Source organism: Paenibacillus sp. FJAT-27812, assembly GCF_001273905.1.
Taxonomy (GTDB): Bacteria; Bacillota; Bacilli; order Paenibacillales; family Paenibacillaceae; genus Pristimantibacillus.
This window is the reverse complement of sequence record NZ_LIGH01000001.1, coordinates 6,001,902-6,027,251: the sequence shown is the minus strand read 5'-3', so window position 1 is coordinate 6,027,251 and position 25,350 is coordinate 6,001,902. Positions and strand designations below refer to the sequence as shown.

General features: G+C 48.2%; 27 protein-coding genes. 25 read left to right on the top strand and 2 right to left on the bottom strand.

What is annotated here, in order from left to right:
- Positions 1-39 precede the first annotated feature (39 nt).
- A complete protein-coding gene (locus ADU23_RS25765) occupies positions 40-669 on the top strand; it encodes a DUF1405 domain-containing protein (RefSeq protein ID WP_053376375.1) in 630 nt (209 codons plus the stop codon).
- Positions 670-711: 42 nt separating this feature from the next.
- Positions 712-1,584 carry a sporulation protein YpjB gene (locus ADU23_RS25760; RefSeq protein WP_053376374.1) on the top strand — a complete coding sequence of 291 codons (873 nt, stop codon included), beginning with the start codon at positions 712-714 and terminating at the stop codon, positions 1,582-1,584.
- Positions 1,585-1,589: 5 nt separating this feature from the next.
- Here the strand turns inward: ADU23_RS25760 and ADU23_RS25755 are convergent, their stop codons facing one another.
- Positions 1,590-2,444 (bottom strand): YitT family protein, encoded by an 855-nt coding sequence (locus ADU23_RS25755; protein ID WP_053376373.1) that lies wholly within the window; start codon positions 2,442-2,444, stop codon positions 1,590-1,592.
- Positions 2,445-2,597: 153 nt separating this feature from the next.
- Between ADU23_RS25755 and ADU23_RS25750 the strand changes: the two genes are divergently transcribed.
- The 21 genes from ADU23_RS25750 (at position 2,598) to ADU23_RS25650 (ending at position 22,782) form a co-directional block, all read left to right on the top strand.
- Entirely contained in the window at positions 2,598-2,933 is a 336-nt protein-coding gene (locus ADU23_RS25750; RefSeq protein ID WP_053376372.1) for a nucleotide pyrophosphohydrolase, read from the top strand.
- Between the two features lie 54 nt (positions 2,934-2,987).
- Positions 2,988-3,533 carry a tetratricopeptide repeat protein gene (locus ADU23_RS25745; protein WP_053376371.1) on the top strand — a complete coding sequence of 182 codons (546 nt, stop codon included), beginning with the start codon at positions 2,988-2,990 and terminating at the stop codon, positions 3,531-3,533.
- 5 nt (positions 3,534-3,538) lie between these two features.
- Positions 3,539-4,345, top strand: coding sequence for a 4-hydroxy-tetrahydrodipicolinate reductase (gene dapB / locus ADU23_RS25740; protein WP_053376370.1), 807 nt, complete (start codon positions 3,539-3,541; stop codon positions 4,343-4,345).
- 29 nt (positions 4,346-4,374) lie between these two features.
- Positions 4,375-4,797 carry a methylglyoxal synthase gene (locus tag ADU23_RS25735; protein WP_053376369.1) on the top strand — a complete coding sequence of 141 codons (423 nt, stop codon included), beginning with the start codon at positions 4,375-4,377 and terminating at the stop codon, positions 4,795-4,797.
- Positions 4,794-5,492 (top strand): bacillithiol biosynthesis deacetylase BshB1, encoded by a 699-nt coding sequence (gene bshB1 / locus ADU23_RS25730; protein ID WP_053376368.1) that lies wholly within the window; start codon positions 4,794-4,796, stop codon positions 5,490-5,492. The genes ADU23_RS25735 and bshB1 overlap by 4 nt, the downstream gene beginning before the upstream one ends.
- Positions 5,493-5,556: 64 nt before the next feature.
- Positions 5,557-6,720 (top strand): N-acetyl-alpha-D-glucosaminyl L-malate synthase BshA, encoded by a 1,164-nt coding sequence (gene bshA, locus ADU23_RS25725; protein WP_053376367.1) that lies wholly within the window; start codon positions 5,557-5,559, stop codon positions 6,718-6,720.
- Positions 6,721-6,748: 28 nt separating this feature from the next.
- Positions 6,749-8,029 (top strand): CCA tRNA nucleotidyltransferase, encoded by a 1,281-nt coding sequence (locus tag ADU23_RS25720; RefSeq protein WP_053376366.1) that lies wholly within the window; start codon positions 6,749-6,751, stop codon positions 8,027-8,029.
- A gap of 54 nt (positions 8,030-8,083) precedes the next feature.
- Positions 8,084-9,058: a biotin--[acetyl-CoA-carboxylase] ligase gene (locus ADU23_RS25715; protein ID WP_053376365.1), complete on the top strand. Its 975-nt coding sequence runs from the start codon at positions 8,084-8,086 to the stop codon at positions 9,056-9,058.
- Between the two features lie 256 nt (positions 9,059-9,314).
- Positions 9,315-10,229, top strand: a complete 915-nt coding sequence (gene panB / locus ADU23_RS25710; RefSeq protein WP_053376364.1) for a 3-methyl-2-oxobutanoate hydroxymethyltransferase — start codon at positions 9,315-9,317, stop codon at positions 10,227-10,229.
- Positions 10,226-11,176, top strand: coding sequence for a pantoate--beta-alanine ligase (panC, locus tag ADU23_RS25705; protein WP_063846104.1), 951 nt, complete (start codon positions 10,226-10,228; stop codon positions 11,174-11,176). The genes panB and panC overlap by 4 nt, the downstream gene beginning before the upstream one ends.
- Positions 11,103-11,486 (top strand): aspartate 1-decarboxylase, encoded by a 384-nt coding sequence (gene panD / locus ADU23_RS25700; RefSeq protein ID WP_053376363.1) that lies wholly within the window; start codon positions 11,103-11,105, stop codon positions 11,484-11,486. The genes panC and panD overlap by 74 nt, the downstream gene beginning before the upstream one ends.
- Positions 11,487-11,608: 122 nt before the next feature.
- Positions 11,609-12,310 carry a tetratricopeptide repeat protein gene (locus ADU23_RS25695; RefSeq protein WP_053376362.1) on the top strand — a complete coding sequence of 234 codons (702 nt, stop codon included), beginning with the start codon at positions 11,609-11,611 and terminating at the stop codon, positions 12,308-12,310.
- Between the two features lie 16 nt (positions 12,311-12,326).
- Positions 12,327-15,233 (top strand): ATP-dependent DNA helicase DinG, encoded by a 2,907-nt coding sequence (gene dinG, locus ADU23_RS25690; RefSeq protein WP_053376361.1) that lies wholly within the window; start codon positions 12,327-12,329, stop codon positions 15,231-15,233.
- Positions 15,230-15,886: a redox-sensing transcriptional repressor Rex gene (locus ADU23_RS25685; protein ID WP_053376360.1), complete on the top strand. Its 657-nt coding sequence runs from the start codon at positions 15,230-15,232 to the stop codon at positions 15,884-15,886. Before dinG ends, ADU23_RS25685 begins: the two co-directional genes overlap by 4 nt.
- Complete coding sequence (locus ADU23_RS25680) at positions 15,867-17,168, top strand: amidohydrolase (protein WP_053376359.1); 1,302 nt, start codon at positions 15,867-15,869, stop codon at positions 17,166-17,168. The genes ADU23_RS25685 and ADU23_RS25680 overlap by 20 nt, the downstream gene beginning before the upstream one ends.
- A gap of 32 nt (positions 17,169-17,200) precedes the next feature.
- Positions 17,201-17,698: a cell wall elongation regulator TseB-like domain-containing protein gene (locus ADU23_RS25675; protein ID WP_053376358.1), complete on the top strand. Its 498-nt coding sequence runs from the start codon at positions 17,201-17,203 to the stop codon at positions 17,696-17,698.
- 113 nt (positions 17,699-17,811) lie between these two features.
- Positions 17,812-18,342 (top strand): hypothetical protein, encoded by a 531-nt coding sequence (locus tag ADU23_RS25670; protein ID WP_053376357.1) that lies wholly within the window; start codon positions 17,812-17,814, stop codon positions 18,340-18,342.
- Position 18,343: 1 nt separating this feature from the next.
- Positions 18,344-19,837: an AAA family ATPase gene (locus tag ADU23_RS25665; protein ID WP_053376356.1), complete on the top strand. Its 1,494-nt coding sequence runs from the start codon at positions 18,344-18,346 to the stop codon at positions 19,835-19,837.
- Positions 19,838-19,988: 151 nt separating this feature from the next.
- The gene (locus ADU23_RS25660) at positions 19,989-20,861 is read left to right on the top strand and encodes a 3-hydroxyacyl-CoA dehydrogenase family protein (RefSeq protein ID WP_082311202.1); all 873 of its coding nucleotides are present in this window, start codon (positions 19,989-19,991) and stop codon (positions 20,859-20,861) included.
- Complete coding sequence (locus tag ADU23_RS25655) at positions 20,861-22,075, top strand: acetate/propionate family kinase (RefSeq protein WP_053376355.1); 1,215 nt, start codon at positions 20,861-20,863, stop codon at positions 22,073-22,075. Before ADU23_RS25660 ends, ADU23_RS25655 begins: the two co-directional genes overlap by 1 nt.
- A gap of 26 nt (positions 22,076-22,101) precedes the next feature.
- Entirely contained in the window at positions 22,102-22,782 is a 681-nt protein-coding gene (locus ADU23_RS25650; RefSeq protein WP_063846103.1) for a DnaD domain-containing protein, read from the top strand.
- 82 nt (positions 22,783-22,864) lie between these two features.
- Here the strand turns inward: ADU23_RS25650 and ADU23_RS25645 are convergent, their stop codons facing one another.
- Positions 22,865-23,878: a MerR family transcriptional regulator gene (locus tag ADU23_RS25645; protein WP_231637642.1), complete on the bottom strand. Its 1,014-nt coding sequence runs from the start codon at positions 23,876-23,878 to the stop codon at positions 22,865-22,867.
- 184 nt (positions 23,879-24,062) lie between these two features.
- Between ADU23_RS25645 and ADU23_RS25640 the strand changes: the two genes are divergently transcribed.
- On the top strand, positions 24,063-24,716 hold the full coding sequence (locus ADU23_RS25640) for a TetR/AcrR family transcriptional regulator (RefSeq protein ID WP_053376353.1): 654 nt from the start codon (positions 24,063-24,065) through the stop codon (positions 24,714-24,716).
- Positions 24,717-24,842: 126 nt separating this feature from the next.
- Positions 24,843-25,298, top strand: a complete 456-nt coding sequence (locus ADU23_RS25635) for a hypothetical protein (RefSeq protein WP_053376352.1) — start codon at positions 24,843-24,845, stop codon at positions 25,296-25,298.
- The last annotated feature ends 52 nt before the right edge of the window (positions 25,299-25,350 follow it).

The window sequence follows — 25,350 nt, the reverse complement described above, 5'->3', positions numbered from 1 at the left end:
AAAACATTTTAGCTTATGTCGAAGGAGTAGTGGTTCAACATGCTCAGTTATTTCTGGAGCCGCGAATTTTTGCTTAGCCGGCCATTTTTATGGCTCCTTTTTATCGTCAATTTGGGCGGGACGGTGTATGGTTACATCTGGTATGAAAGCCAGCTTGTCGCTACGCTTGAAACTCATCCGCTATGGCAAATTGTGTTTGTACCCGATTCCCCGACGGCAAGCTTGTTTTTCACTATTGCTCTCCTTTATTTTTTGTTTCCGCCACAAAAGTCCTACGGCCTTGTTAAGGTTGGCCGCAGTATTATAGAAGCATTAGCAGTCGTATGCTCCGTAAAATACGGGATTTGGGCCGTATCGATGATCGTGGCAGGAGCTTGGCAGGGCGCGGAGCTTCACTGGCAGCATTACATGCTTATTGCTTCCCATCTGGGCATGGCATTCGAGGCGTTGCTTTTTTTCCGATTTATGAAAGCGGGAGTCGTTGCTCTGATCGCGGCTACTTGCTGGCTGCTACTGAATGATACGGTTGACTATACGTTTGGAATATACCCGTACCTGGCGGATGAATTAAATGATGATCTTTCGGCAGTGCGTGCTTTTACATATGGTTTGTCCCTCTTCAGCTTAGGGGCTGCTTTGCTCGTGTGGCGATTTAGAAAGAAGGTATAACAGTGGACATCCCCTCATAGATTGATCTATGGGGGGATGTCCATGAAGATACGATTTATAATTCCATTCGTCATATGTATCGTCATGACGATCGGTTATGCCGGTTCTGTATGGGGAAATAGTGCGCCGCTAAGCCAGTATGCGCCTTTGTTATCGTCAAGCCCATATAAGCAACTACAGCGATTGGATGATATGGCAAGCTCATTATATGAAGCAGCTAATACGAATAATCGCCAGACAAGCTATCAGTACGTCCAGCAGCTGCAGCGGGTTATTGAAGGCGGGCTTAGGCAAACAATGGGAAATGAAGAGGGCTGGTCGGCAATGGCGCAGGATGCAAGAACGATTGAGCATACGTTGGTAAGCGGTGCTGGCAGCTCAAGCTGGTTGATGGAGGCAGCTCGCATTAAATTGGCTGCAGATGCGCTAATTCGACCCGAGCATGCCTTATGGCTGCAATACGAGAGCGTCATGCTGGATGATCTATCACGTGTAGAGAAAGCATGGAAACGTCAGACGGGTGATGGGGCGATTGCGGCAAGGGCTTCAATGACGGGCCTGCAGGAGCATGCAAAGCGGATAGAGCCGGCCATTCGGATGCTGTACGGCGGCATGCTTGAGGCTGAACTTACCGAACGGATTCTCTATACGAATAAGCTGCTCGAAGCCAATGTACATAATATTACGAATGATGCGATGATTGACCGCTCCTTGAAGGCGTTAAAGGAATCACTCGTACGCTTGTTTGATCAGAGTGGGCGAGAAAATTCCTTGCCGGCTGTTGCAGCTATTCCAACCTCAAATCCGCTTAGCTGGACGCTTTTCTTAGGTGCGCTTATATCCGCCATTCTTACCTATTCGGGCTGGAGAAAATATAAAGCAAATCCATTTGGCGTAAAGCCGATTACGAAGTAGAGCGGTTATTCTTCTTTAAAACCTTCGCCAAGCACATCATGCACTTCATTAATGACGATAAAAGCTTTGGGGTCGATATTGCGGACGATCGTTTTCAGCCGGCGTATTTCTTGCCGCTGGACGACGCAATAGACGACCTCTTTTTGTTGTCCGGAGAAAGCGCCTTTTGCGGGGATAAGGGTGACGCCGCGTTCAAGCTCAAGCGATATTTGATCGGAGATCGCTTCGCCATGCTCGGATATGATCGAAAAAGCTTTGGCTGCATAGGCGCCATCCTGAATGAAGTCTATCAGCTTTGAGGCAATAAACACCGTCACAAGGGTGTAAAGCACTTTTTCAATCGTAATATAAAACAAAGAAATTCCGATGATGACGGCATCAAATGACAGGATAATCTGTCCCATGCTCATTCCCTTTGAACGAGAAACGATGCGCGCGATAATGTCTACGCCTCCGGTTGTTCCGCCAAATCGAAATACGATGCCGAGTCCTGTCCCAAGGGATACGCCAGCATAGAGAGCTACGAGCATATAGTCGTTGGTGCCGTGGAACGGGATGACCCATTCGCGGTCAATCAGCTGTTCCATAAGCGCAAGGAAGCAGGATAAGGAAATAACGCCAATCAGTGTATACAACATTTGCCCGCGTCCAAGCGCCTTCCAGCCTAGAAAGAACAAGGGGATGTTGAGTACTAATGTGGAAATTGATAGCGGGAGTCCAGCAGCATAGTTGAGTAAGACGGCGATGCCTGTAACACCGCCCTCCATAAGCTGGTTTGGAATGACAAAATAGTGCAGCCCAAACGCATAGATAGCTGTGCCGATCATGATGGGAATAATCAACCGCAATTGCTGTAGCATATTTGGCAACCCCGTTCAGTTTCTATTTTCGAATGGCTAACAATGACTTACATGTAGTATGGCTAAATATCATCAATCAAAAAACATTGATTTTAAATAGGCCTTTACGTTAACATAGTGAAGTATAGCTATCGACAGAAAGGAAATGTTTCGATGTCGGAAAAAACATTGTCAGATATTCAGCGAGAAGTAGATGATTACATTTCTCAATTTAAAGAAGGCTACTTCAGCCCGCTTGCCCTGATGGCCAGAATGTCAGAGGAAGTAGGGGAGCTTGCTCGCGAAGTGAACCACTTCTATGGAGAAAAGCCCAAAAAAGCGGATGAGGCGGATAATTCCGTTGAAATGGAGCTTGGCGATATTTTATTTATTCTTTCTTGTTTTGCGAATTCGCTCAATATTGATTTAACGGAAGCGCATAATAAAGTCATGCATAAGTTTACAACTCGTGATGCGAATCGGTGGACGAAGAAAATAACCGAACTGTAAACAAGCTCCTAACATATGCTGTACCATCAACCTGTGTACAAGGAGGATGGGCGGATGGATGGAGAGAGCTGCATCAAAAAAGCTTATGAATTCATCTTTAATAGCGATTTCGAGCAAGCGATATATTGGTTCGAGCAGGCGATCGAAGCCGAACCGGAAAATGCATTTTATTATCACACATGCGCCGTGTCATGCGCTCGCAGCGGCAAATGGGCGAAAGCGAAGCAGCATGCGGAGTCAGCTTTAAGGCTGGATCCTGAGCATGCGGAATACAAATATCATTTACAAACCGTTGAAGCTAGGATACTGCTGGCTGAAGCGGACCTTTTGCTAGCGAAGGTACCGCCGAAGCTGGTCGAAGCAGCAGAGCTGCTGGATCGTGCGAGCTCGCTAGACCCGCTTAGCTTTGATGCATTTTATACGCTTGGAGTGATATACGCTGCCCTTAATCAATACGATAAGGCTGCCAGTAACGCAAGGGAAGCGATGCGGCTTGATCCAAGCCATTCAGCAGCGAGAAGATTGTTTGCCGACGTGAACCGAAAGCGACGCATGCAGCACTTGCGCATAAACGTACGAAAAAGAAAAAGGAACAGGTGATAAGCATGACGACACAAAAAATACGAGTGGCAGTAGCTGGCGCAAGCGGAAGAATGGGGCGCGAGGTTGTCAAAATGGTGCTGGAGGACGAGACGCTTCAATTGGTTGCGGCCGTCGCTCCTTCAGCAGGTCCTGTTGACGCTGGCTTGTTTGCCGGTAAAGCAAATACAGGAGTCGTTGTTAGCGCTACGCTTGAAGAGGCGCTCAGCATCTCGAATGCCGATGTGCTGGTCGATTTTACAGTGCCCCAGGTAGCCTATAGCAACACCAAAACATCGATTGGATTTGGCGTGCGTCCCATAATCGGGACAACCGGATTTACGCCGGAACAGATCGAGGAGCTGGACGAGCTTTGCCAAGAAAAAGGGATTGGCGGCCTTATAGCGCCAAACTTCTCAATCGGAGCTATTTTGATGATGAAATTTGCGGCTGAGGCTTCAAAATATTTGCCGCATGTGGAAATTATCGAATATCACGGCGATCAAAAGCTGGATGCGCCGTCAGGCACTTCGATCAAGACCGCTGAGTTGATCTCGCAGGTTCGCAAGGAATTGCGCCAAGGCAATCCAAATGAGGAAGAGGTAATAGAAGGCGCTCGCGGCGGCTATTACAACGGATTCCGCATACATAGCGTGAGACTTCCAGGCGTATTTGCACAGCAGGAGGTCGTATTCGGAGGCAACGGCCAGACGCTTAAGATTCGTCATGATTCCTATGACCGCGCAGGATATATGCCAGGTGTCAATGTAGCCGTGAAGAAGGTTATGACATACAGCGGTTTAATTTACGGCTTCGAACATATCATGGACTAGGTATTTCGTCACCAGGAGAGGGGAACGGCATGTTAAACATAGCATTTATCGCGCATGATCGAAAAAAAGAGGAAATCGTAAATTTTGTAATCGCATATGAGAAGGTTTTTGTTCCGCATAAGCTGTATTCGACAGGTACAACAGGCACGCGTATTATGGAGCAAACCAACTTGTCCATCCATCGGTTCATGTCGGGCCCGCTAGGCGGCGACCAACAAATTGGAGCGCTAGTGGCTCAAAATGAGATGGATTTAATTATTTTTTTGCGCGACCCTCTGATGGCTCAGCCTCATGAGCCCGACATTATTGCATTGCTTCGTTTATGCGATGTTCAGGGAATTCCGGTTGCGACAAATATTGCGACTGCTGAATTGCTCGTAAAAGCGCTTGAGCGCGGAGACTTCGCATGGCGGGAGCTTGTCCATAAATATAAACCGGGTGTTGCCGAATGACCGAATCGCTAGATATTCTCGTTTTTGGCGCACATGCTGACGATGCCGAGATTGGAATGGGCGGTACGATCGCGAAGCATGTGCAAGCCGGCTTCAAAGTCGGCGTCTGTGATTTGACTGAGGCTGAGATGTCGTCAAACGGCACGGTGGAGCTGCGAAAACAGGAAGCGGCTGAGGCATCTAAGGTGCTTGGGCTTAGTATGCGTTCCAATCTTGGACTGCCTGACCGAGGGCTAGAGCCTACAAGAAATCAGATTGAGCAAATTGTATCTGAAATTCGTACATTTAAGCCGCGCATCATTTTTGCGCCATATTGGGTAGACCGTCATCCCGATCATGTGGCAACAAGCCAATTGATTGAAGAGGCTGTGTTTAACGCCAAGCTTCGAAGGTATATGCCGGAGCTGCCTGCGGTGCAAGTGTCGCAGCTTATTTATTATTATATAAATGACGTTGATCAAGTGTCTTTGATTGTTGATATTAGTGATTTCCATGAGACGAAGCGTAACGCGCTTTTGGCTTATCGTTCGCAATTTGATGCAGCGGCAGCCGGATCAGACCGTGTGGCAACACCGCTCACGAACCGTTATGTAGAGCGAGTGGAAGCGCGTGATTCGCTGCTTGGACAAGCAAGAGGCTGGTCGTATGCGGAGGGCTTTGCTTTAAAGCGCCCACACGCCGTACAATTTTTTTGACAAATCGTACAGCTCTTGTGTAATACAATAGTTATACGTGACGAACACAGGAGGCGCGACAACAGTGGCGAGAAAATTAAAGATTGGCATAACCTGTTACCCAACCTTGGGCGGATCGGGAGTCGTGGCTACTGAGCTTGGTAAGCTGCTGGCAGAACGCGGCCATGAAATTCATTTTATAACGCACAGTATTCCTTTTCGGTTGGGACACTTTAATAAAAATATTTTTTTCCATGAAGTAGAGGTCAATGATTATTATGTGTTCCGCTATCCGCCGTATGATTTAGCTTTGGCGAGCAAAATGGCGCAGGTAGCCAAAATGCAGCAGCTTGATCTGCTCCATGTACATTATGCGGTACCCCATGCGGTTTGTGCTTATTTGGCGAAGCAGATGAACGGGGATGGACTTAAAACGGTGACGACGCTTCACGGTACCGATATTACGGTGCTGGCGCAGGATGAATCGTTAAAGAACCTGATTCGTCTTGCCATCCACCAAAGCGATGCCGTTACGGCTGTATCCAAGGATCTAATCAATGAAACGAGGCAGCTGCTTGATATCACCACACCTATTGACTTAACTTATAATTTTGTCGATAAGCGTGTGTATTACCCAAGGGATGTCGTATCGCTTCGAGCGGATTACGCGGCGCCGAACGAGAAAATCTTGATGCATATATCCAACTTCCGCCCCGTAAAACGTGTTGGCGATGTGGTTGATATTTTTGCACGCGTATCGGAGAAGGTGCCTTCTAAGCTCTTGCTCGTGGGCGAAGGGCCAGAGCTTTCCAAGATCCAGTGCCGGATCAGGCAGCTTGGTCTTGAGGATCGCGTTCATTTCCTTGGCAAGCAGGAGGATGTCGCACAGGTCATCTCGATGGCGGATGTGCTGCTGCTTCCTTCGGAGAAGGAAAGCTTCGGCTTAGTTGCGCTTGAGGCGATGGCCTGCGGCGTTCCGACTGTCGGATCGGATGCAGGGGGCATTCCCGAGCTGATTACGCACGGTGAGACAGGATTTTTGTCGCCAATAGGCGATGTAGAGGACATGGCGAAAAACGTTGAGCGGCTCCTTACAAATGAGAAGCTGCACGAGCAGTTTAAACAAGCCTGCATATTCAGAGCTAGAAATGAGTTCTGCAATGACGTAATAACGACGCAATATGAGCAAATTTATTATCGGGTGCTTGGCATCGAGGCAGACTTGCCGATTGCCGTCTGCAGCGATTAAGAGGTAGCTGCTGCCAAGAAAGGTGAGTATGATGCGGCTTTCGTTTCCTGAACCGATTTTATCCGCATTGCCCATCGTTCAGCGGCTTCGAGAACATCATTTCGAAGCCGTCTTTGTGGGCGGCGCAGTGCGGGATTCATTATTAGGCTTGCCAATCAAAGATGTCGATATTGCAACTTCAGCCCGTCCGGAGCAGGTGCTAGAGCTTTTTGAGCGCTGCATACCGACGGGTTTGCAGCATGGCACGATTACGGTCATCCATGAAGACGTCACCTATGAGGTTACGACGTTTAGACAGGAATCCGCTTATGAAGCCCATCGTAAACCGGAGAGCGTGCTCTATATAACGGAACTTGACGGAGATCTGCTTAGGCGGGATTTCACGATGAACGCCATGGCGCTTGCCGAGGACGGCGAGCTATATGATCCATATGGCGGCATGCATGATTTGCTAAATAAGACGATTCGCTCTGTAGGCGACCCTGAAGCGCGCTTTCAAGAGGATGCGCTGCGGATGATGAGAGCTGTCCGTTTCATTGGCGTTTATCAGTTGGTCCCTGCATTTCGCACTTGGAGAGCGATTATCCGTCATCGGGAATTGCTTGAATTTATCGCAATGGAACGTGTACAGGTAGAGCTAGACAAAATGCTTGCCGGCGCAGATCCGCAGAGAGCGCTTCGGTATGTTGCGGCAAGCGAATTGCTGTTTCATTTGAAGGAGCCTTTTCCGGACGAAGCGGCTATGTCGATGAAAGAAGCTTACCAGAGCGGCAAAGCAAGAAATCTCTTTAGCTTGCTGCATGAGGTGGAGTCAATCGATGGACGCTGGGCCGCGATTGCTATTGCGCTTAGGATTTCAAGTGATGCTGCTAAGCAAGCGCTTCAAGTTCTTCGATTTTCCAATTCGCGCAGCAAGTTTATTTTAACGATAATAGAAATCCATAAATGTATGGAAATAAGGTCGAAGCAAGCCGATATAAATGAGCTGCATGCGTTCTGGCTGGATATCATCATCCGATTTGGAAAGCTTGAAGCTGGCGAGTGGCTCATGGTCATGCGTAAGGTTCATGCAGCGCCGGAGATCTTCTCAAGCGACCTTCTAAACCGTTTGAACGGTTGGCTTGAAGATATTCCTGTCACTTCGCTAAAACAGCTTAAAATAAGCGGTAGAGATTTAACGAGCCATATGCAAAAAGATGCGGGACCTTGGGTAAAAGAGTTTCTTGGACGGTTGCTCCAAATGGTAGCATTGGGAGAGTTGGAAAATCAAAAGGAAACGCTTCTTAAGCAAGCATCACAGTGGAAATAAGCAGGAGGACTGGGAACTCAGTCCTTCTTCGCTTTTAGTTTAGGAGGGATTGGAATGAATCATGAGCCCTTGCTTCGCTTGTTTGAGGACAGGCCAGGTGAATACATATCGGGAGAAAGCATGAGCCAAGAGCTCGGCGTTAGCCGGACTGCTATCTGGAAGCAAATCCGCAAGCTGGAAGCAGCAGGCTATCATTTTGAAGCGTCTAGAAGGCTCGGCTACCGGCTGCTTAGCGTTCCGGACAACCTTGCTGTCGAAGAGCTGACAAGCCGCTTGAATACAAGATCTTTTGGCAAGACGATTCATTATTTTGAAACGGTGGAATCTACGCAAAATCTCGCTCGCACAGCAGCAGAAGAAGGCGCTGCGGAAGGAACGTTATTTCTAGCGGAGCAGCAGGTCAGCGGACGCGGCCGGATGGGGCGCAACTGGGTATCGCCTCGCGGCAAGGGCGTTTGGATGAGTATGGTGATGCGACCATCCGTGCCGATTCATTTTGCGCCGCAGCTTACGTTATTGACGGCTGTCGCGTTATGCAGAAGCTTGAAGCGGGTTACTTCTTTGCCTATCGGCATCAAATGGCCAAATGACCTGCTCATCGGAGGGAAAAAAATAAGCGGAATATTGCTTGAATCAGCTGCTGAGGATGAACGTCTGCGTTATGTTATTGCAGGCATCGGCATTAGCGTAAATTTAGAGGAGTCCGACTATCCCGTGGAATTGCTGGAGAAGGCAACTTCCCTTCGCATCAGCGCGGAGCGAAAATGGGTGCGGGAGGATATTATCGCCGAGTTTCTGAAGGAATGGGAACAGCTTTATTTCCTTTACCAAGAGCAAGGGTTTAGTCCGATCATTACGCTCTGGGAAGCGTTGTCGGTATCGCTTGGCAAGACTGCAAGGCTTATGACGCCTCAAGGTGATATTACTGGTATTCCTATCGGGCTTGATGAGAGCGGGGCGATCCGAATTCAGCTTGCGGACGGAACGGTGAAGCCTGTTTTCTCCGCAGAAATGGGCGAACCTCTATAGCGCGTTTCAAGCCGTTTACGGATTGCAGAAAGTTTGGTAAACTAGTGTTATCGGGCGGTATTCTAACGGAAGCTGCACTGATGACGAACAAAAAATATGTAAATGGTTGGGAATGCACACTCTGCTCTGAGCCGTAGGGACCGAGACAGAAGGAAGCACAACAAGCAAACGTTTCCTTTTCAGTTTGGGGACCTTTTTAGCAGCGGCTAAAAGGTTTTTTTGTGTTTATCCTATCATTGAAAAGGGGATGAAGCTGATGAGGAAACGACTGACGATTACGAATATGAAGAAGATGAAGCAGGACCGCAATGCGATTTCCGTATTGACAGCTTATGATTATCCTTCAGCCAAGCTTGCTGAAGAAGCTGGAATTGATGTTATACTGGTCGGCGATTCACTCGGGAATGTCGTGCTGGGTTATGACACGACGATACCCGTAACGATCGACGATATCGTTTATCATACAAGAGCGGTTGCTAGGGGTGCCCAGCATACGTTCATCGTTGCCGATATGCCGTTTATGACCTATGGCATCGGCCGCGAATCCACGCTGCGCAATGCAGCGAAGATTATGCAAGAAGGCGGCGCCCAAGCGGTAAAGCTTGAAGGCGGCGAAGAGATCGCTTCTGAAGTTGCGGCGCTTGTGAAAGCAGGCATACCGGTAATGGGGCATATCGGGCTTACCCCGCAATCGGTTCATCAGCTTGGCGGCTATAAGGTGCAAGGCAAGCTGGATTCGGAAGCTCAGCAGTTGATCAAAGACGCGAAGGCATTGGAGGAAGCAGGCGCTTTCAGTATTGTTATCGAGCTTGTGCCCGAGTCGCTTGCCACGATGATCAGCGATGTTCTTACGATACCGATTATCGGCATCGGCGCAGGCCGCGGCTGTGATGGGCAGGTGCTCGTTTACCATGATATTTTGCAATATTCATCACCTTACTTTGAGAAAAAATTCGTGAAAACCTATGCGGATATCGGAACGACGATTAGAAATGCCATTCAATCTTATGTCGACGAAGTAAAAACGGGCGTTTTCCCTGCAGAGGAGCATGTTTTCTCCGCTCAGCCGGCAGCAGCTATTCCTTCGTTGTACGGCAGTGCGGATTCGAATGCGCCAAAGGATGAACAAGCGGATAAAAGCGAGCCAAAAAAGGAGGTTCCTCTGCCATGATCATCTGCCGGACGAAAGCGGAGTTCAAAGAGCAGTTGTCGAACCTCCGCCAAGCAAATAAAAAAGTTGGACTTGTTCCGACGATGGGTTATTTGCATGAGGGCCATGCCTCGCTGCTGCGCCAAGCGCGCTCAGAATGTGAGGTTGCCGTTCTTAGCATCTTCGTAAATCCGCTGCAATTCGGGCCAAACGAAGATTTGGATCGTTATCCGCGCGATGAGAAGCGGGACTTGGCGCTGGCTGAAGAATGCGGAACCGATATCGTCTTTATTCCTTCCGTTGAGGAAATGTATCCGAGCAAGCCGCTTACGATGGTTATCGTCAATCAGGTTACCGATCGTTTATGCGGCGCATCGAGACCCGGCCATTTTGATGGCGTTGGAACGGTTGTCAGTAAATTGTTTCATCTGGTCGCGCCGGACCGCGCTTATTTCGGCATGAAGGATGCGCAGCAGGTGGCGGTTATTGAGCAAATGGTCCATGATCTTAACTTCCCTGTGCAAATTGTTCCATGCCCAATCGTACGCGAGCCGGATGGGCTTGCACTTAGCTCTAGAAACGTATATCTTAACGCCGAGCAGCGCGGACAGGCCGTCATTTTATCAAAAACGCTCCAGCAAGCCTCTGAATGGGCGGAGGAGCCGGAAATGACCGTTGAGCGCCTTCAAGCGAAGGTTAAAGTCGAGCTGAGCAAAGCAAGCGAAGCGGTGATCGATTATGTAGAATTGCTGCATTACCCATCCTTGCAGGCACCGGAAGCGATAGCTCTAATTCAATCCATTAAACAACCGTTAATATTGGCGCTTGCCGTAAAATTTGGTACTACGCGTCTTATCGATAATCAATTAATACAAGCAGCGGAGGTGAATGAGCATGTTCAGAACGATGATGAAGTCAAAGCTGCACCGGGCAACCGTCACGGAAGCGAACCTGAACTATGTAGGTAGCATTACCATTGACGAGAACTTGATGGATGCGGCAAACATTTGGGAGAACGAAAAGGTTCAAATCGTAAACAACAACAATGGAGCGCGCTTTGAAACCTATGTCATTACAGGCGAGCGAGGCTCAGGCGTCATTTGCTTAAATGGTGCAGCGGCAAGGCAAGTACAGCCAGGCGATCAGGTTATTATTATTTCATACGCAATGATGACGGACGAAGAGGCAAAGCAGCACAAACCAATCGTTACGATCCTAGATGCCAACAATCGCCCGCTGCAAATGTTGAATGAAGAGCTTCACGCGACTATCCTGTAACTTGCGAATCGGATACGTTAATCCCTGCGTTATGTAACGAATGGGACACCGTATGAAAAGCGCCGTTAAAACAAAAAATGAACATAACACTCCTTAATTCTTTGGCGAAGGCGGGATGCGGTATGTTCCAGCATATGTTTTCATCCATGAACGACATGCTTGATCAAATTATTGAACAGTATGAGGGTGCAGGCGCACAGGAAAAGCAGCAATTCGAAGAACAAATGAATGAATTAAAAAAAGTTAGCGATACGTTTATTGCGCAGTGGCTTGAATTCGAGGAGAAGTTTGCTGAGTTCAAGGATCAGCAAGGCGAGTTAGCCACAGCTGCAAAGCCTCAACTGGTCGCACCCGTGCATGGCGAGGCTGCAGCATCTGCAATACCATGCAATTCAGCTGATTTAGAAATACCAGACGAGCTTGCGTCGATTATTTCCAAAGGTCAAGGCTATTATAAGTTATTTATGTTTTCGCAAGCAGCGGTACAATTTCAAACGGCTATTATACAATCGCCGGAATGTAACTTGGCTAGACTGTTTTTGGGCATGACTCATATGCATCTCCAAAATTGGAATGAAGCGCAGCGGCATTTTCAACTGTTGATTGCGTTGACGGACTTTCCCAAATGGCTCGCTATGGGCTATAATGCGCTAGGGTGCATTCAAGCGGTGCGCATGAATTTGGCGCAAGCGGAGCTGTTATTCAAAAAGGCTTACGAGGTCTGCCCAAGCTTCAAGGATCCGCTCAACAATTTGAAGTCATGCCAGGAAACACCCAAGCAATTATCGTTATATTTCGGAAGCACGGAGCTGTGCTGTTTGTGAGAGGATCGGGGAATGAATGAAATTTGCAGTATTGGACTTAGAAACGACGGGACATGGCCATGAGGATGACATTTTGCAAGTTGGTCTGGTCATCGTTTCCGATGAGCTTGAAATCATCGATACGTTTAGCTCCTTTGTTCGGCCTAACATCCCAATACCGGCCTTCATTACACAATTAACCGGCATTGATGAATCGGTCGTTGCGGATGCTCCAAGGCTAAACGAGGTAATCGCGAAGCTTGTCCCCTTATTGGACGACGCGGTACTTGTCGCACACAATGTCGGCTTTGACGCAGGGTTTTTGAACCAAGCGCTGGTACGCTGCGGTTTGCGTTCTTTTGCCGGGCGCAGGCTCGATACCATTGAATTGCTTCGCATATTATATCCTACAATTAATACGTATCAGCTTGGAGCCGTTTCTGAGCTCTTCGGTATACAGCATGATCAGCATCATCGTGCCGACAGCGATGCGCGGGCAACCGCGCAATTGCTGATCGAATCGATTACAAAGCTACGCAAATTGCCGCTGCTCACTTTGCAGCGGCTGTCTGCGCTTGTGGATGATGGCAGCGATTTGAGCTGGTTTATTAAGCATACGCAGCAGCAGATGGAGTATCGAACCGTTTTTGAATCAAATGAATACGACTACTTTAATCAATTCGCGATGAAGGTACGCGAATGGAGCGACGAGCAGCCTGCACGCGCAGGGAGCAGCGACGCTTTGCCGCTGACGGATGTTTCTTTCGACAATTATTTAGCTGAGGTCAGGCAACGTTTTGAACAAAAGTTCGAAAATTATGAAGAGCGTGAAGCGCAGGTAGCGATGTTTCAAGAGGTATACAGTGCGCTTAATCAAAATCAGCATTTGCTTATTGAAGCTGGGACAGGTACGGGGAAGTCATTAGGTTATTTGATTCCGGCTCTATACTATGGCATTCAGAACGGCAAAAAGGTTGTCGTTAGCACGCATACGATTAATTTGCAAGAGCAGCTCAGGCAGCGTGATATCCCGCTGCTCGAAGAGATTTTACCTTTCGAATTTAGAGCTTCTATCTTCAAAGGGAGAGGCAATTACTTGTGCCTTCGCAAATTCGAAGGGAAAGTAAATACGAAGGATTTGGTATCGCCGATTGAGGATACGGTAACTGCCGCGCAGATGGTTGTTTGGTTAGGCGAAACGGAAACAGGAGATCAAGAGGAGCTGAATTTTGGCAACAAAGGCGCTGACTTTTGGTCAACTGTAGCGAGCGATACGGATTCCTGCCTAAACCGGGCATGCCCATGGTTCAAAAGATGCTTCTATCACCGGGCAAAACACGAATCCAATATTGCCGACGTTACGATTACGAACCATTCGATGCTGTTTACGGACGTCCAAGCGGACCATCGTTTGCTTCCAACCTATACTCATCTTATTATTGATGAAGCGCATCATGTCGAAGAGGTGGCAGGAAAACATCTTGGCATGCAAATCAACTATTTCTCTTTGACGCAGGCTGTGCTTCGCTTATTTAAGGACAGCCGGTCAGGCTTATTGCCAGCGCTCCGCCAAAAGCTGATGTATGAGGATGATGCTCATCAAGCTTCATGGCTGGAGACGATTGATACGGTCATTCCTATTTTTCAAGAGATCAAGGAGCATTGGGATAAGCTGTTCGAGATGCTTTACAGCTTCACGACGACTTCTTCAGACGGTCCAACCGAGAACGGGCAAACCGTATGCCGTCTTAAGAAAAACGAGCTTCCTGCAAGCTGGGAGGATGGCGTAACGGTTGAAGGAAACCTGCATACGGAGCTGAACCGCGTTACACGAACCGTTGACAAGATGGTTACGGATATTAAGGACCGCGTCGACGATCCTAGCGTGCAGGCGATCATAACCGATTTGAACGGTGCGGTCCGTGATTTATCACGGCTGAAGGATGAGCTGCGGACGTTTATTAAGCTCGATTTGGCGGATTCGGTATTCTGGATCGAAGCAAGCAGCACTTATCGTTACCGGTCTGTGCACCTGTACGGCGTGCCTGTTGATGTAAGCGCTCAGCTGCAAAAATATTTCTTTGATGTAAAAGAAAGCATCGTGTTAACGTCAGCAACGCTATCCGTCCAGAAATCTTTCCAATACGCGGCTGAGCAGCTAGGTCTTACGGGTTATGAAGAGCAAGGGCGGCTAAAAACCGTTCAGCTTCCTTCGCCTTTTAATTATAGGGAGCAGGCGCTTGTCGTTATCCCGCGTAATTTCCCGGTATTAAGAGGCGCTGCAGTGGATGATTCTTATCTGGAGATGCTTGTAAAATCACTCGGTGACGCGGCGAAGGAAACACAGGGCAGGATGCTCGTCCTTTTCACATCCTACCGCATGTTGAAGCAAGTTTATGAGCCGCTCAAAGAGATGCTAAGCGCTTCCGGCATTCAAGTGCTGGGCCAAGGGATCGACAGCGGCAACCGAACGAAGCTTACGAGAAGATTCCGCCAAACGCCTGAATCTGTATTGCTTGGCACAAGCAGCTTCTGGGAGGGTGTAGACATCCCTGGCGAGGCTTTGATTTGCTTGGCAATCGTCAGACTGCCTTTTCAGCCGCCAAACCATCCATTGGCAGAAGCTAAAGCTGAAATGCTGCAGCGCCAAAAGCAAAATCCGTTTATGAAGCTGTCCATACCCCAAGCGGTAATCCGTTTTAAACAGGGCTTTGGCAGGCTTGTAAGAACGTCGCAAGACAAGGGCATTGTCATCATTTACGATACGAGAGTCATTGACACGTATTATGGAAAACATTTCTTGTATTCTTTGCCAGGTCCAAAAATCGAAACGATGCATACGGACCAAATGATTGTTCGAATGCGCGAATGGTTATCGGATGAGAAGCCAGGAGTACTGCAGGTTAGTCAAGTAGCGTCAAGTGCAGAGGAGGATAAGCGATGAAGCAAACAAAAATATCGGAGGCTGTCGTCAGGAGGCTTCCGATTTATCTCCAAGTATTGAATGAGATGCATAATCGCGAAATTCAGACCGTTTCTTCACAGGATTTGGGCGTGAAGCTTGATCTTAACCCTGCTCAGATCCGAAAGGATCTTGCCTATTTCGGCGATTTTGGGCGCAAGGGTGTCGGTTATGACGTTGTTTATCTAATCGAGAAGATAAGGCAGATTTTGAAGGTTGATCAGACAATCAAAGTTGCACTGGTGGGAGCCGGTAATTTGGGGCATGCCTTATGCAATTACAATAAATATTCAAAGGATAATATGCAGATTACGGCCGTATTCGACGTGCATCCAAGCAAGATCGGAACGAGCATCAACAATTTGATCGTGCTGCCTATGAGCGAGCTGGTCAAAACCGTTGCGGAGCAGAAGATAAGAATAGGCATCATTACGGTACCTGCCTTCGAAGCGCAAAACGTTGCAAATCAGTTCGTCGAAGCGGGTGTGGAGGGCATTCTTAATTTTGCGCCTGCCATCCTGCGGGTACCCGATGAAATTCGGATACACAATGCGGATTTTACGAAGGAATTGCTTAGCTTAGCCTACTATTTGGTTAGAGAAGGAGAGTCAAAGGATGAGTCAGATTTGGATTGAAAATGGTTTGTTTGTTACGATGGATGACGCAAATCCAACGTTTAAAGGACATATGGTCGTTACGAACGACCGAATTACTTACATAGGTACGGCGGCGCCGGAGCAGCTCTCAGAGGACGTTCAAAAAATCGACGGAAGCAAGCTGGCATTTATGCCGGGACTTATTAATACGCATGGTCATGCAGCGATGAGCTTGCTTCGGGGATACTCCGATGATCAAAATCTGCAAGTATGGCTGGAGCAGAAAATGTGGCCGATGGAAGGCAAATATGTCGACCAAGATACACGTGCCGGCAGCGCGCTTGCCATCGTAGAAATGCTGCGCTCAGGCACGACAGCATTCGTGGACATGTACGACCGGATGGATCAAGTGGCTCAAATGGTTGATCAAAGCGGCATTCGCGGCGTTTTGACAAGAGGCGTAATTGGCCTATGCCCGCCGGATGTGCAAGAGTCTAAGCTTGCTGAAGCTATTGCTTTCGCCCGTGATTGGAACGGCAAAGCGGATGGACGCATTACGACGATGATTTCACCGCATGCGCCATATACTTGCCCGCCGGAATATATCGAACGCTTCGTCCAAGCCGCACATGATTATGATCTGCCGCTGCATACGCATATGTCCGAAACCATTGCAGAGGTTGAGCAAAATGTTAAAGATTATGGACTTCGTCCGGTCGAGCATTTGGATCGCCTTGGTTTCTTCTCGCGCCCATCGCTCGTTGCGCATGCGGTTCATTTAAATGATGCCGAAATCGAGCTTCTAGCTGCAAAAGGAGTAGCGGTATCGCATAATCCGGTCAGCAATCTTAAGCTGGCGAGCGGCATCGCGCGCGTACCAGACTTGATTCGCGCAGGTGTTACCGTTTCACTTGGAACAGACAGCGTTGCAAGCAATAACAATTTGGATTTGTTCGAGGAAATTCGTATGGCAGCGCTGCTGCATAAAGGCGTTTCCGGCGATCCTACCGCAATTCCTGCTTACGAGGCATTAAAGCTGGGTACGGTTTATGGCGCTAAGTCCATCTGGCAGCAGGATCAAATCGGCAGCCTTAAGGTAGGAATGAAAGCCGATTTCATCGCTATTGATATTGAACAGCCGCATTTCTATCCGAAAACAGATATGATCTCGCATTTGGTTTATTCCGGATCTGGACGCGATGTTGCGCATGTGTGGATCGACGGTCGCCAAGTTCTCAAAAACGGCGAATGCACGTTGCTGGATGAGGAGAAAATCCGTTACGAGGCGCAAGCGAGCTTCGACCGCTTGCTGCAAGCCTAATGCGAGTACAATCAAGGAAACGTCCGCCGTTTATGACGCTGAAGCGATGGATCATTTTAATCGCCTTATGTCTCGTGCTGCTTATAACTGCTTTCTTCATTTATTTCCGCGAGATACAGAGCCCGCATTGGGCTGCAATAAAGGACGCCAAGGAGCAAGCGACCAAGGCGGCTGACCTTACATCTATCGAAACGGTCTACCATCACATCTGGAGCAAAGAGAGCTGGATCGTAACAGGCGTCAATCAAGCGGATGAAAAGGTATTCGTCTTTATGACCGGAGACAAGCTGCCCGAAATTGTGAAAGCCTCTGATGGCATCTCTGAGCAAGCGCTAAAGAACTCATTTAAAAATGAGAAGCCTGCTGCGCAGATCAAACGGATTCAACCCGGATTGCTGGATGACAAAAAGGTTTGGGAAGTTTATTACGATAACGGCCAAAAGCCTCAGCACTCGCTATATGATTTCTATAGCTTTGATACAGGGACATTGGTCGAAACATATACTTTACCAGCAAAAACGGGGCCATAAGGCTCCGTTTCCTTTTATTGATGGACGATTCCCGCAGGTAAACATGATATACTTTCGTATAGCGGAGTTGATATACGAAATATCAATATACAGCTGCGGGAGGGATTTTGATTATGATAAAACCACGAATAATACCTGTAATCATTACCGCTGCAATTACGGCATCCGTTTTGTTCGGAGGCTGGGCGATTTATAATCAAGTGGCTGTGGCAGCGCCACTAGACAAAGTAGTAAACGAAGTTCACGGGGTCGTATCTTCGGACAAACCAGTCATGAACCGCGACGAAGTAAAGATTAAGTTGGAATTGGCGCCTGACGCCAATATTAGAGATATATACGGCAGCATTGCAACGAATGGCAAAGACGTGTTTGGCAATCGCAGGCTCGATCTTGAAATCAAAGGCAAATCGAATAAACAGCTTGATGATCTTTGGTATTCTTCGATGTTCAAAGTTGCAGAAGCAATGGAGACAAAAACGTATTCGAGCATTCCGGCTGCTATGGATGATGCAGCTAAATCTATGAAGGACACAACGGTAACGACAGAAATGGACGATACCAACGTTTATATTACGATTAAAAATACGGAAGCCGTCAAATATGTGGTGCTTCCACGTACGCCAGCCCAATTGGAGGCATGGTAATATGAGAAAATACGGAGCAGATATCGCGATTGGATTTGTACCTGTTCTTATTGCTTTCTTTATTTTTATTGGTCAAAACGTCGTTCCGATGCTGCTGCTCGGCGTTCTTGGCTTTGCAGTCGTCTTTGCAGCACGCGGCAGAGGCAAGCTAACCGCCGTATCCAGCCAGAAGCGCCGCGCCGAAGACAAATCGACACCATTGACCTTTGAACAAATTGGAGGCCAGGAGCGGGCAAAGCAGGAGCTTGTAGAGGCGCTTGATTTTCTTGTGCATCAAGAGCAAATCGTGAAGCTTGGCATCCGGCCGCTAAAAGGCATTCTGCTTTCGGGTCCTCCCGGAACGGGGAAAACTTTGCTTGCCAAAGCGGCGGCGCAGTATACCGATTCGATCTATTTAGCAGCATCAGGCAGTGAGTTCGTAGAGATGTATGTAGGCGTAGGGGCGGGGCGCGTTCGCGATCTGTTCAAGGAAGCCCGCACGAAGGCGAATAAAGCGAAAAAAAGCAGCGCCGTCATCTTTATCGATGAGATTGAAGTCATCGGCGGCAAAAGAGACGGCGGCCAACAGCGGGAATATGATCAAACGTTAAATCAGCTGTTGACGGAGATGGATGGCATTTACGCAAATGAATCGCCTCGCATATTGTTAATAGCGGCTACCAACCGTAAAGAAATGCTCGACAGCGCGCTGCTGCGCCCAGGCCGCTTTGACCGGCATATTGGGGTCGATCTCCCGGATAAGAAGGGCAGACTGCATATTTTGAACATCCATGCCAATAATAAGCCAATTGATGAGAATGTGGACCTAGATCGCATTGCCAGAGAGTCATTTGGTTTCTCGGGCGCTCAGCTTGAGAGTGTGATGAACGAAGCAGCGATTTATGCCATGCGTGAAAGCAGCGAAAAAATAGGCGAAAACCATCTATCGATGGCTATTGATAAAGTCATGATGGGCGAGAAAACGGATCGTGAAGCTACGAAGGAAGAACGCGAGCGCATCGCGCTGCACGAGCTAGGACATGCCATTATGGCTGAGGTTGTTCGGCCGGGCAGCGTCTCGCAGGTCGCATTATCGCCGCGCGGACAAGCGCTTGGTTATGTTCGTCACAATCCGCAGCAGGATCAGTACCTTTATACGAAGCAGTTTCTAAATGGCCAAATTATGATTGCGCTAGGCGGGGCGGCCGCAGAGGAAATGTTCTACGGCGGCCGCAGCACAGGCTCGCGAGGCGACTTTGAACAGTCGATGAGCATCGTGAAAACGCTGGTCGAATCCGGCTTGACTGACCTTGGCATCATCGATGCCTCGATGATCACCAAGGAAGCTTATGCGAAAATCAACCGCGAGATTTTAGATGAGCTGATGCTGCAGACAAAAGCGACGCTGGAGTCGAAGCGCGATGTATTTACGCAATCGCTGGAGACGCTGCTGCGCGATGAAACATTGAGCGGTGATGAGTTTAGAAGCCTCTTTTCGGCAAGCTCAGCAGCATAAAGCGTTTACAATATTACAATTTGAAGGCGGAGTGTCTGTCCGCCTTCTCTTTTTGATGAAAACCGTTATAATAAGGTTGAACTATATTTGCAGAGAATGCTTCTCAATAGGTTGCACGAGGCAAACTCACCATATTAAAGGAGCTATTACATTGCACATAAAAACAGTTGGCGTGGTTGGGGTAGGAACAATGGGGCAAGGCATTGCAGAGATGCTTGCTTCGAAAGGGTTAGACGTCATTATCATTGAACGCTCAGATGAGCGTCTTGCATATGGTAAACAAATGATCGAGATAAGTCTGGATAAGCAAATCGAGAAGTGGGCGCTCACGAAGTCAGAGAAGAAGCTGATTATGAATAGAATTGAGCCGACAACCAGCTTCGAGAAATTGGCGGAGTGCGAGCTGATTATAGAAACGATTACAGAGGACCTGGACGATAAAAAAGCGGTTTTCGAGCAGATCGACAGCATTTGCAGTCCAACAGCTATTCTTGCCAGCAATACGTCCACGCTAAGCTTGACGGAGCTTGCCAGCGTAACGAAGCACCCTGAACGTGTCATCGGCATGCACTTTATTTATCCGGTATTCAAAATTGATCTGGTTGAGATCGTTCGTGGTTTAAAAACTTCGGAAGAAACATTTGTACGCACGAAACATTTTGTAGAAGAGGTCATTAACAAAAAAGGAATCATGGTATTTGAATCTCCTGGTTTCGTTACGACGCGCCTTATTTGCTTGTTTATTAACGAAGCGCTCCATGTACTGGAGGAAGGCGTAGCTTCAGCCGAGGATATTGACAATGCTATGCGCATCGGCTATTCGTTCCAGCATGGTCCTTTTGAAATGTGCGACCGCTTCGGCCTTGATTCTGTTCTGGCAGCGCTTGACCGGATGTTCCGCGAGTATGGCGAGCTTAAATACCGTCCATCCATCGTGCTGAAAAAAATGGTCCGTGCCGGGCATCTTGGCGTCAAATCAGGCGTCGGCTTCTTCAAATACGATAAGGATGGGGATCGGATCTAATGAAAGTACTAGTCATCAATGCAGGAAGCTCCTCGTTAAAATATCAGCTATACGACATGCGGGATGAATCGGTGCTTGCAAGCGGCCGAGTAGAGCGCATCGGGATGGATTCTTCCATCGTCACACATGAACCGGTCGATAAACCTGAGGTTCGCAACGTAAGCGAAATTTTAGACCATGTTACAGCGGTAAAGCGCGTAGTGGATATGCTGACGCATCCTGAATTTGGCGCTATTAGCCATTTGAACGAAATCGATGCCGTCGGCCACCGCGTCGTTCACGGCGGAGAAGTTTTCAGCAGCTCGGTGCTCGTTACGCAAGACGTGAAGCTTGAAATTCGCAGGCTGTTTGATCTTGCGCCGCTTCATAACCCTGCTCATATGATGGGGATTACGGCGGTAGAGACGAATTTGCCCGATGTTCCGCAAGCTGTCGTATTTGATACGGCGTTCCATCAGACCATGCCAAATACCTCTTATTTATATCCAATCCCAACGGTGTTATACCGCCGTCACAAAATTCGGAGATACGGCTTTCACGGCACTTCGCATTCCTATGTAAGCGCGCAGGCGGCTGACTATTTGAAGAAACCGCTGGAATCGCTCAAAATGATTACTTGCCACATTGGCAACGGTGCAAGCTGCGCGGCTATTTTGGACGGAAAATCGTTTGATACGAGCATGGGCATGACTCCTTTGGAGGGTCTTATGATGGGCACGAGAAGCGGCGATATCGATCCCGCGATTGTACCGTTTGTTATGAATAAAGAAGAATTGACATTAAATGAAGTTAATTCTATGCTTAACAAACATAGCGGCATGCTCGCGATTTCCGGTATTAGCAGCGACATGCGCGAGGTTACCGAGGCGATGCTCGAAGGTGACAAAAACGCGAAGCTTGCTTTCGACATGTATGCTTATCGGGTGAAAAAGTATATCGGCGCGTACGCTGCGGCGATGAACGGCGTAGATACGATCGTATTTACCGCCGGCGTTGGCGAAAATTCAGTTGCTTTGCGCAAAGCGATTTGCGATGGAATCTCATTCCTTGGCATCGAGCTGGATGACAGCCGTAACGGTGAGCGCCGCAAGGATGCACGTGAAATTACGGCGGACAGCTCGCGTGTTAAAGTACTCGTCGTTCCTACGAATGAAGAGCTGTTGATCGCGAGAGATACGTACAACCTAGTTAAGCAAGCAGCTAAAACGTCATAAAAGCTTAGTATAGGGGGCAGCTGGCAGTGAACAACGAGATATGGAAGGCGTATTCGCATGGAATGGCCGCTGCAGTGCAAGAGGGCGGCGTACATGTATCGGCGATGCTCCTTCGCACTTACCGCCAGCTTGATTTGTCGGACTCAGAAGCGATGCTGCTGCTGCAAATCATGGTTTACATGGAAGCGGATTTGAATGATTTTCCGACACCGGAAGAGCTGGCAGAGCGGATGGGGCTGACAGGCCGTGAGGTTGGCCAAATGCTGGGGCGGCTTATGAAGGACGATTTTCTGACGATTGACGAGTATGTGGATATCGGGACTGGCATGCAGTCAGAGCGCTACAACTGGACGGGCTGGCTGCTTAAAGCTGCAGCTCTGACAGCGGAGCAGAAGCGGGAGACGAAAAAGGCTGAACGGCAGCCTGCTAAGCCCAAAGCGGTGTCATCCTCGGATTTGTTCAGCGTATTCGAGCAAGAGTTCGGACGCTTGCTGTCGCCGATCGAATGTGAGACGATTTCCGGCTGGCTTGACCATGACCGTTATACGGATGAAATTATCCGCTTTGCGCTTAAGGAAGCCGTATTCGCAGGCAAGCTGAGCTTGCGCTACATCGACCGGATCCTCATCGAATGGAGCCGCAATCGGGTTACGAATGCAGAAGAAGCGCGCGCTCATGCGCAAAAGTTTCGTGGAGGAAGAGGCTAAGCCATATGGCTTAGCTTTTTTTGTTTCAATCTCACCAATCTTCTCTAATGATTTTGTTTCGATATGCTGAGCCCCTGAATGCTTAAGGTTTGCTTGCGTAAAGCAGTCCTGTAACTGGATCGAGGCGATCAGTAACCGTTAAATAGCCTCTGCCCTCAAGCCAGCTTGCGAGTTCTGAGGCGGAGGATGGCGTCCATTTTGCCGGTAGATAGGTAAGCGTGGCGTTAAGTTGGTTATCATCTGGATGAACCATTAGACCCGTAAGCACAAGCCGTCCGCCATTTACGAGTACCCGGTCCATCTCTTCCAGAGCGAGCAGCTGCTGGGAAGGTGTCAAATGATGCATGGCGAAGCTGCAGCCGATGAAAGAATAGCTTTGGGCAGCTAACGGAAGGGCGAGCAGGTTGCCTTGTTTGGCATCGATTTGCGGCAGCCTTTCTCTTAAGATGGCAAGCATTTCTGCGGATTGCTCAATAAGGGTTAATCGTGCTCCTGTAGAAGCTAATAAAACCGATAAATTTCCGCTGCCTGCACCGAGTTCCAAGCCAAGCTCATCCACACGCGGATCAAGCCATTCGGCGGTTTTTAAGAGAGCTTGGTTATATTGCTCCACTGAAAGTACGCCTTCAAGCGTCACGATTGGAGCTTTATAGCCATAGCTGAGCGCCATTTTATCATAATTCCACTGGTCGGTCCATGACGCCCGCTCGACGCGGTTCTGCTTCATCTCTTCCGCCGCACTTTCAGCTTGAGTTAGCTCTGCGCGGCCGTTTCGCTGCCAAGCCAAGATCGTCTCGTCAAGTGCCTGAAGCGATTTCGTAGCCGTTATCCATTGCTCATATAAAAGCGCTCGCGCACCGTCAACTTTGCGAATAAAAGCATCAGGTGCATGCAGAACGGCCAGTGCATCTTGAATTGCCGATACCGTCATGCCCAGCTCCCGCAAGGAAATGATCCAGCGCAGCCGAATAAGATCCTCATCGGAGTATGAGCGATAATTATTTTCCGCAGCTTTATAAGGACTAATCAGCCCTTTTTCTTCGTAAAATCGCAGCGTGCGCGGTGTTACGCCGAGCTGCTTTGCAGCTTCATGCACCTTCAATTCAATCAACTCCCTCATGCCATTATGAACATTTCCGTTACGTTAAAGTCAATAAGAAATATTATCGCTATTTGTTTGAGAGGGGAGAAGAGAAAGGGATAGCAAGTCATTTACAATTTCCAGATTTTGAAGTATGCTTTTGATTAACATGAATGTCAACGAAAAAGAGGGATACAGCATGTCGCCACGGACAAAAGAACAAAATGAAGAAATTCGCAAACAGCGGACAAAAGAGATTTTGCAAGCAGCTATTCTCGTGTACGCGGAAAAAGGTTATGCGGCTGCCGAGATTGGCGAAATAGCGGAACGGGCCGGTCTGGCGCGCGGACTGGTTTATCATTATTTTAAAAACAAGCAGGCGTTGTTTCGTGAGCTTTATGAGGATCGGATGGACAAAAGCGAACAGTTCACGAAGTCCCATTTTGAAAAAGAAGGGGCACCTCTAGACCTGTTCAGTGAGTACGCCCGCATCGTTTGCACGCAAGTATTGGATGATGCAGCTGTGTCACGCTTTTTTATGCGAATCAGCATTGACGTTCATTATTTGTATACGGCGGAGACGTTTTCTCCATTTGAATGGGTGAAGAGCTTTATAAGTCCTATGACGCATGCGATTGAGAAGGGTATCAGCCAGCAGATGATTTTGCCGGGAGACGCTAGCCTTATGGCTATGCAGTTCTGGGGAGCGGTATCGCAAGGCATGAATTATTTGGACAAAGAGCAGCAGGAGCTTATTTCACGGGGCATTTCAGAGAAAGAGATGAAGCAGCGGCTAACGACTGTCTTAGAGCAAGTAATTGAATCTGCATTAGCAGTAATTCGAGTCGGTTAATTTTTTTTGCCCTTTTAATTGACATTCATGTTAGTCAAAAAACAAGGGAGCGATTGAATGACATTAGTAGCGATTAGAAAACAGACATTTGTTTCACTGGATGATGAAAGATTAGGATGGGCATGCATGGAACCCACATTTTCTCGAATTCGCGGAAAAGAGACCTCGATCAAAACGGCAGCCATCTCACAGCTCACGCAAGGACAGCAGGCGTTATGCATGTTCAGAGTGATGTACGACCATGCAAAAAACTCGAGCAGCGAGTATTACGCTTGGATCTCCTATTTGCTGGATAAGCCGTCGTATTGGAACGGGGTGACGGGCGGATTACGTTTCTTTGGCGATGCGCCTATGCTTGAATTGCTTAAAGACACCGAGAAAGTGCTTAAAGCGAGAAATGACAAGCTGGGTTTGCAATGGAGTGACGCCGCGTTTAACGATTTGGGTCATGATGATGTTCTTCTAAGTACTGTAAATCTTCTCTTTGAACGGTTTCTGTTAATTGCTCCTAATTCGTTGAAGCTAATCAGCACTTATATTCGATCCAATCCGCAGCAATTTGTTGAAATCGAAAACGAATAACCGTTATAAAAAAACAGGTGTCCCAACAGCATTTCTGCTATTGAGACACCTG

Excerpts from the sequence above, each read along its gene's own strand:
- ADU23_RS25765 (WP_053376375.1), top strand. The coding sequence starts at position 40 with ATGCTCAGTTATTTCTGGAGCCGCGAATTTTTGCTTAGCCGGCCATTT.
- ADU23_RS25760 (WP_053376374.1), top strand. The coding sequence starts at position 712 with ATGAAGATACGATTTATAATTCCATTCGTCATATGTATCGTCATGACG.
- ADU23_RS25755 (WP_053376373.1), bottom strand. The coding sequence starts at position 2,444 with ATGCTACAGCAATTGCGGTTGATTATTCCCATCATGATCGGCACAGCT.
- ADU23_RS25750 (WP_053376372.1), top strand. The coding sequence starts at position 2,598 with ATGTCGGAAAAAACATTGTCAGATATTCAGCGAGAAGTAGATGATTAC.
- ADU23_RS25745 (WP_053376371.1), top strand. The coding sequence starts at position 2,988 with ATGGATGGAGAGAGCTGCATCAAAAAAGCTTATGAATTCATCTTTAAT.
- dapB (WP_053376370.1), top strand. The coding sequence starts at position 3,539 with ATGACGACACAAAAAATACGAGTGGCAGTAGCTGGCGCAAGCGGAAGA.
- ADU23_RS25735 (WP_053376369.1), top strand. The coding sequence starts at position 4,375 with ATGTTAAACATAGCATTTATCGCGCATGATCGAAAAAAAGAGGAAATC.
- bshB1 (WP_053376368.1), top strand. The coding sequence starts at position 4,794 with ATGACCGAATCGCTAGATATTCTCGTTTTTGGCGCACATGCTGACGAT.
- ADU23_RS25720 (WP_053376366.1), top strand. The coding sequence starts at position 6,749 with ATGATGCGGCTTTCGTTTCCTGAACCGATTTTATCCGCATTGCCCATC.
- ADU23_RS25715 (WP_053376365.1), top strand. The coding sequence starts at position 8,084 with ATGAATCATGAGCCCTTGCTTCGCTTGTTTGAGGACAGGCCAGGTGAA.
- panB (WP_053376364.1), top strand. The coding sequence starts at position 9,315 with ATGAGGAAACGACTGACGATTACGAATATGAAGAAGATGAAGCAGGAC.
- panC (WP_063846104.1), top strand. The coding sequence starts at position 10,226 with ATGATCATCTGCCGGACGAAAGCGGAGTTCAAAGAGCAGTTGTCGAAC.
- panD (WP_053376363.1), top strand. The coding sequence starts at position 11,103 with ATGTTCAGAACGATGATGAAGTCAAAGCTGCACCGGGCAACCGTCACG.
- ADU23_RS25695 (WP_053376362.1), top strand. The coding sequence starts at position 11,609 with ATGTTCCAGCATATGTTTTCATCCATGAACGACATGCTTGATCAAATT.
- dinG (WP_053376361.1), top strand. The coding sequence starts at position 12,327 with ATGAAATTTGCAGTATTGGACTTAGAAACGACGGGACATGGCCATGAG.
- ADU23_RS25685 (WP_053376360.1), top strand. The coding sequence starts at position 15,230 with ATGAAGCAAACAAAAATATCGGAGGCTGTCGTCAGGAGGCTTCCGATT.
- ADU23_RS25680 (WP_053376359.1), top strand. The coding sequence starts at position 15,867 with ATGAGTCAGATTTGGATTGAAAATGGTTTGTTTGTTACGATGGATGAC.
- ADU23_RS25675 (WP_053376358.1), top strand. The coding sequence starts at position 17,201 with ATGACGCTGAAGCGATGGATCATTTTAATCGCCTTATGTCTCGTGCTG.
- ADU23_RS25670 (WP_053376357.1), top strand. The coding sequence starts at position 17,812 with ATGATAAAACCACGAATAATACCTGTAATCATTACCGCTGCAATTACG.
- ADU23_RS25665 (WP_053376356.1), top strand. The coding sequence starts at position 18,344 with ATGAGAAAATACGGAGCAGATATCGCGATTGGATTTGTACCTGTTCTT.
- ADU23_RS25655 (WP_053376355.1), top strand. The coding sequence starts at position 20,861 with ATGAAAGTACTAGTCATCAATGCAGGAAGCTCCTCGTTAAAATATCAG.
- ADU23_RS25640 (WP_053376353.1), top strand. The coding sequence starts at position 24,063 with ATGTCGCCACGGACAAAAGAACAAAATGAAGAAATTCGCAAACAGCGG.
- ADU23_RS25635 (WP_053376352.1), top strand. The coding sequence starts at position 24,843 with ATGGAACCCACATTTTCTCGAATTCGCGGAAAAGAGACCTCGATCAAA.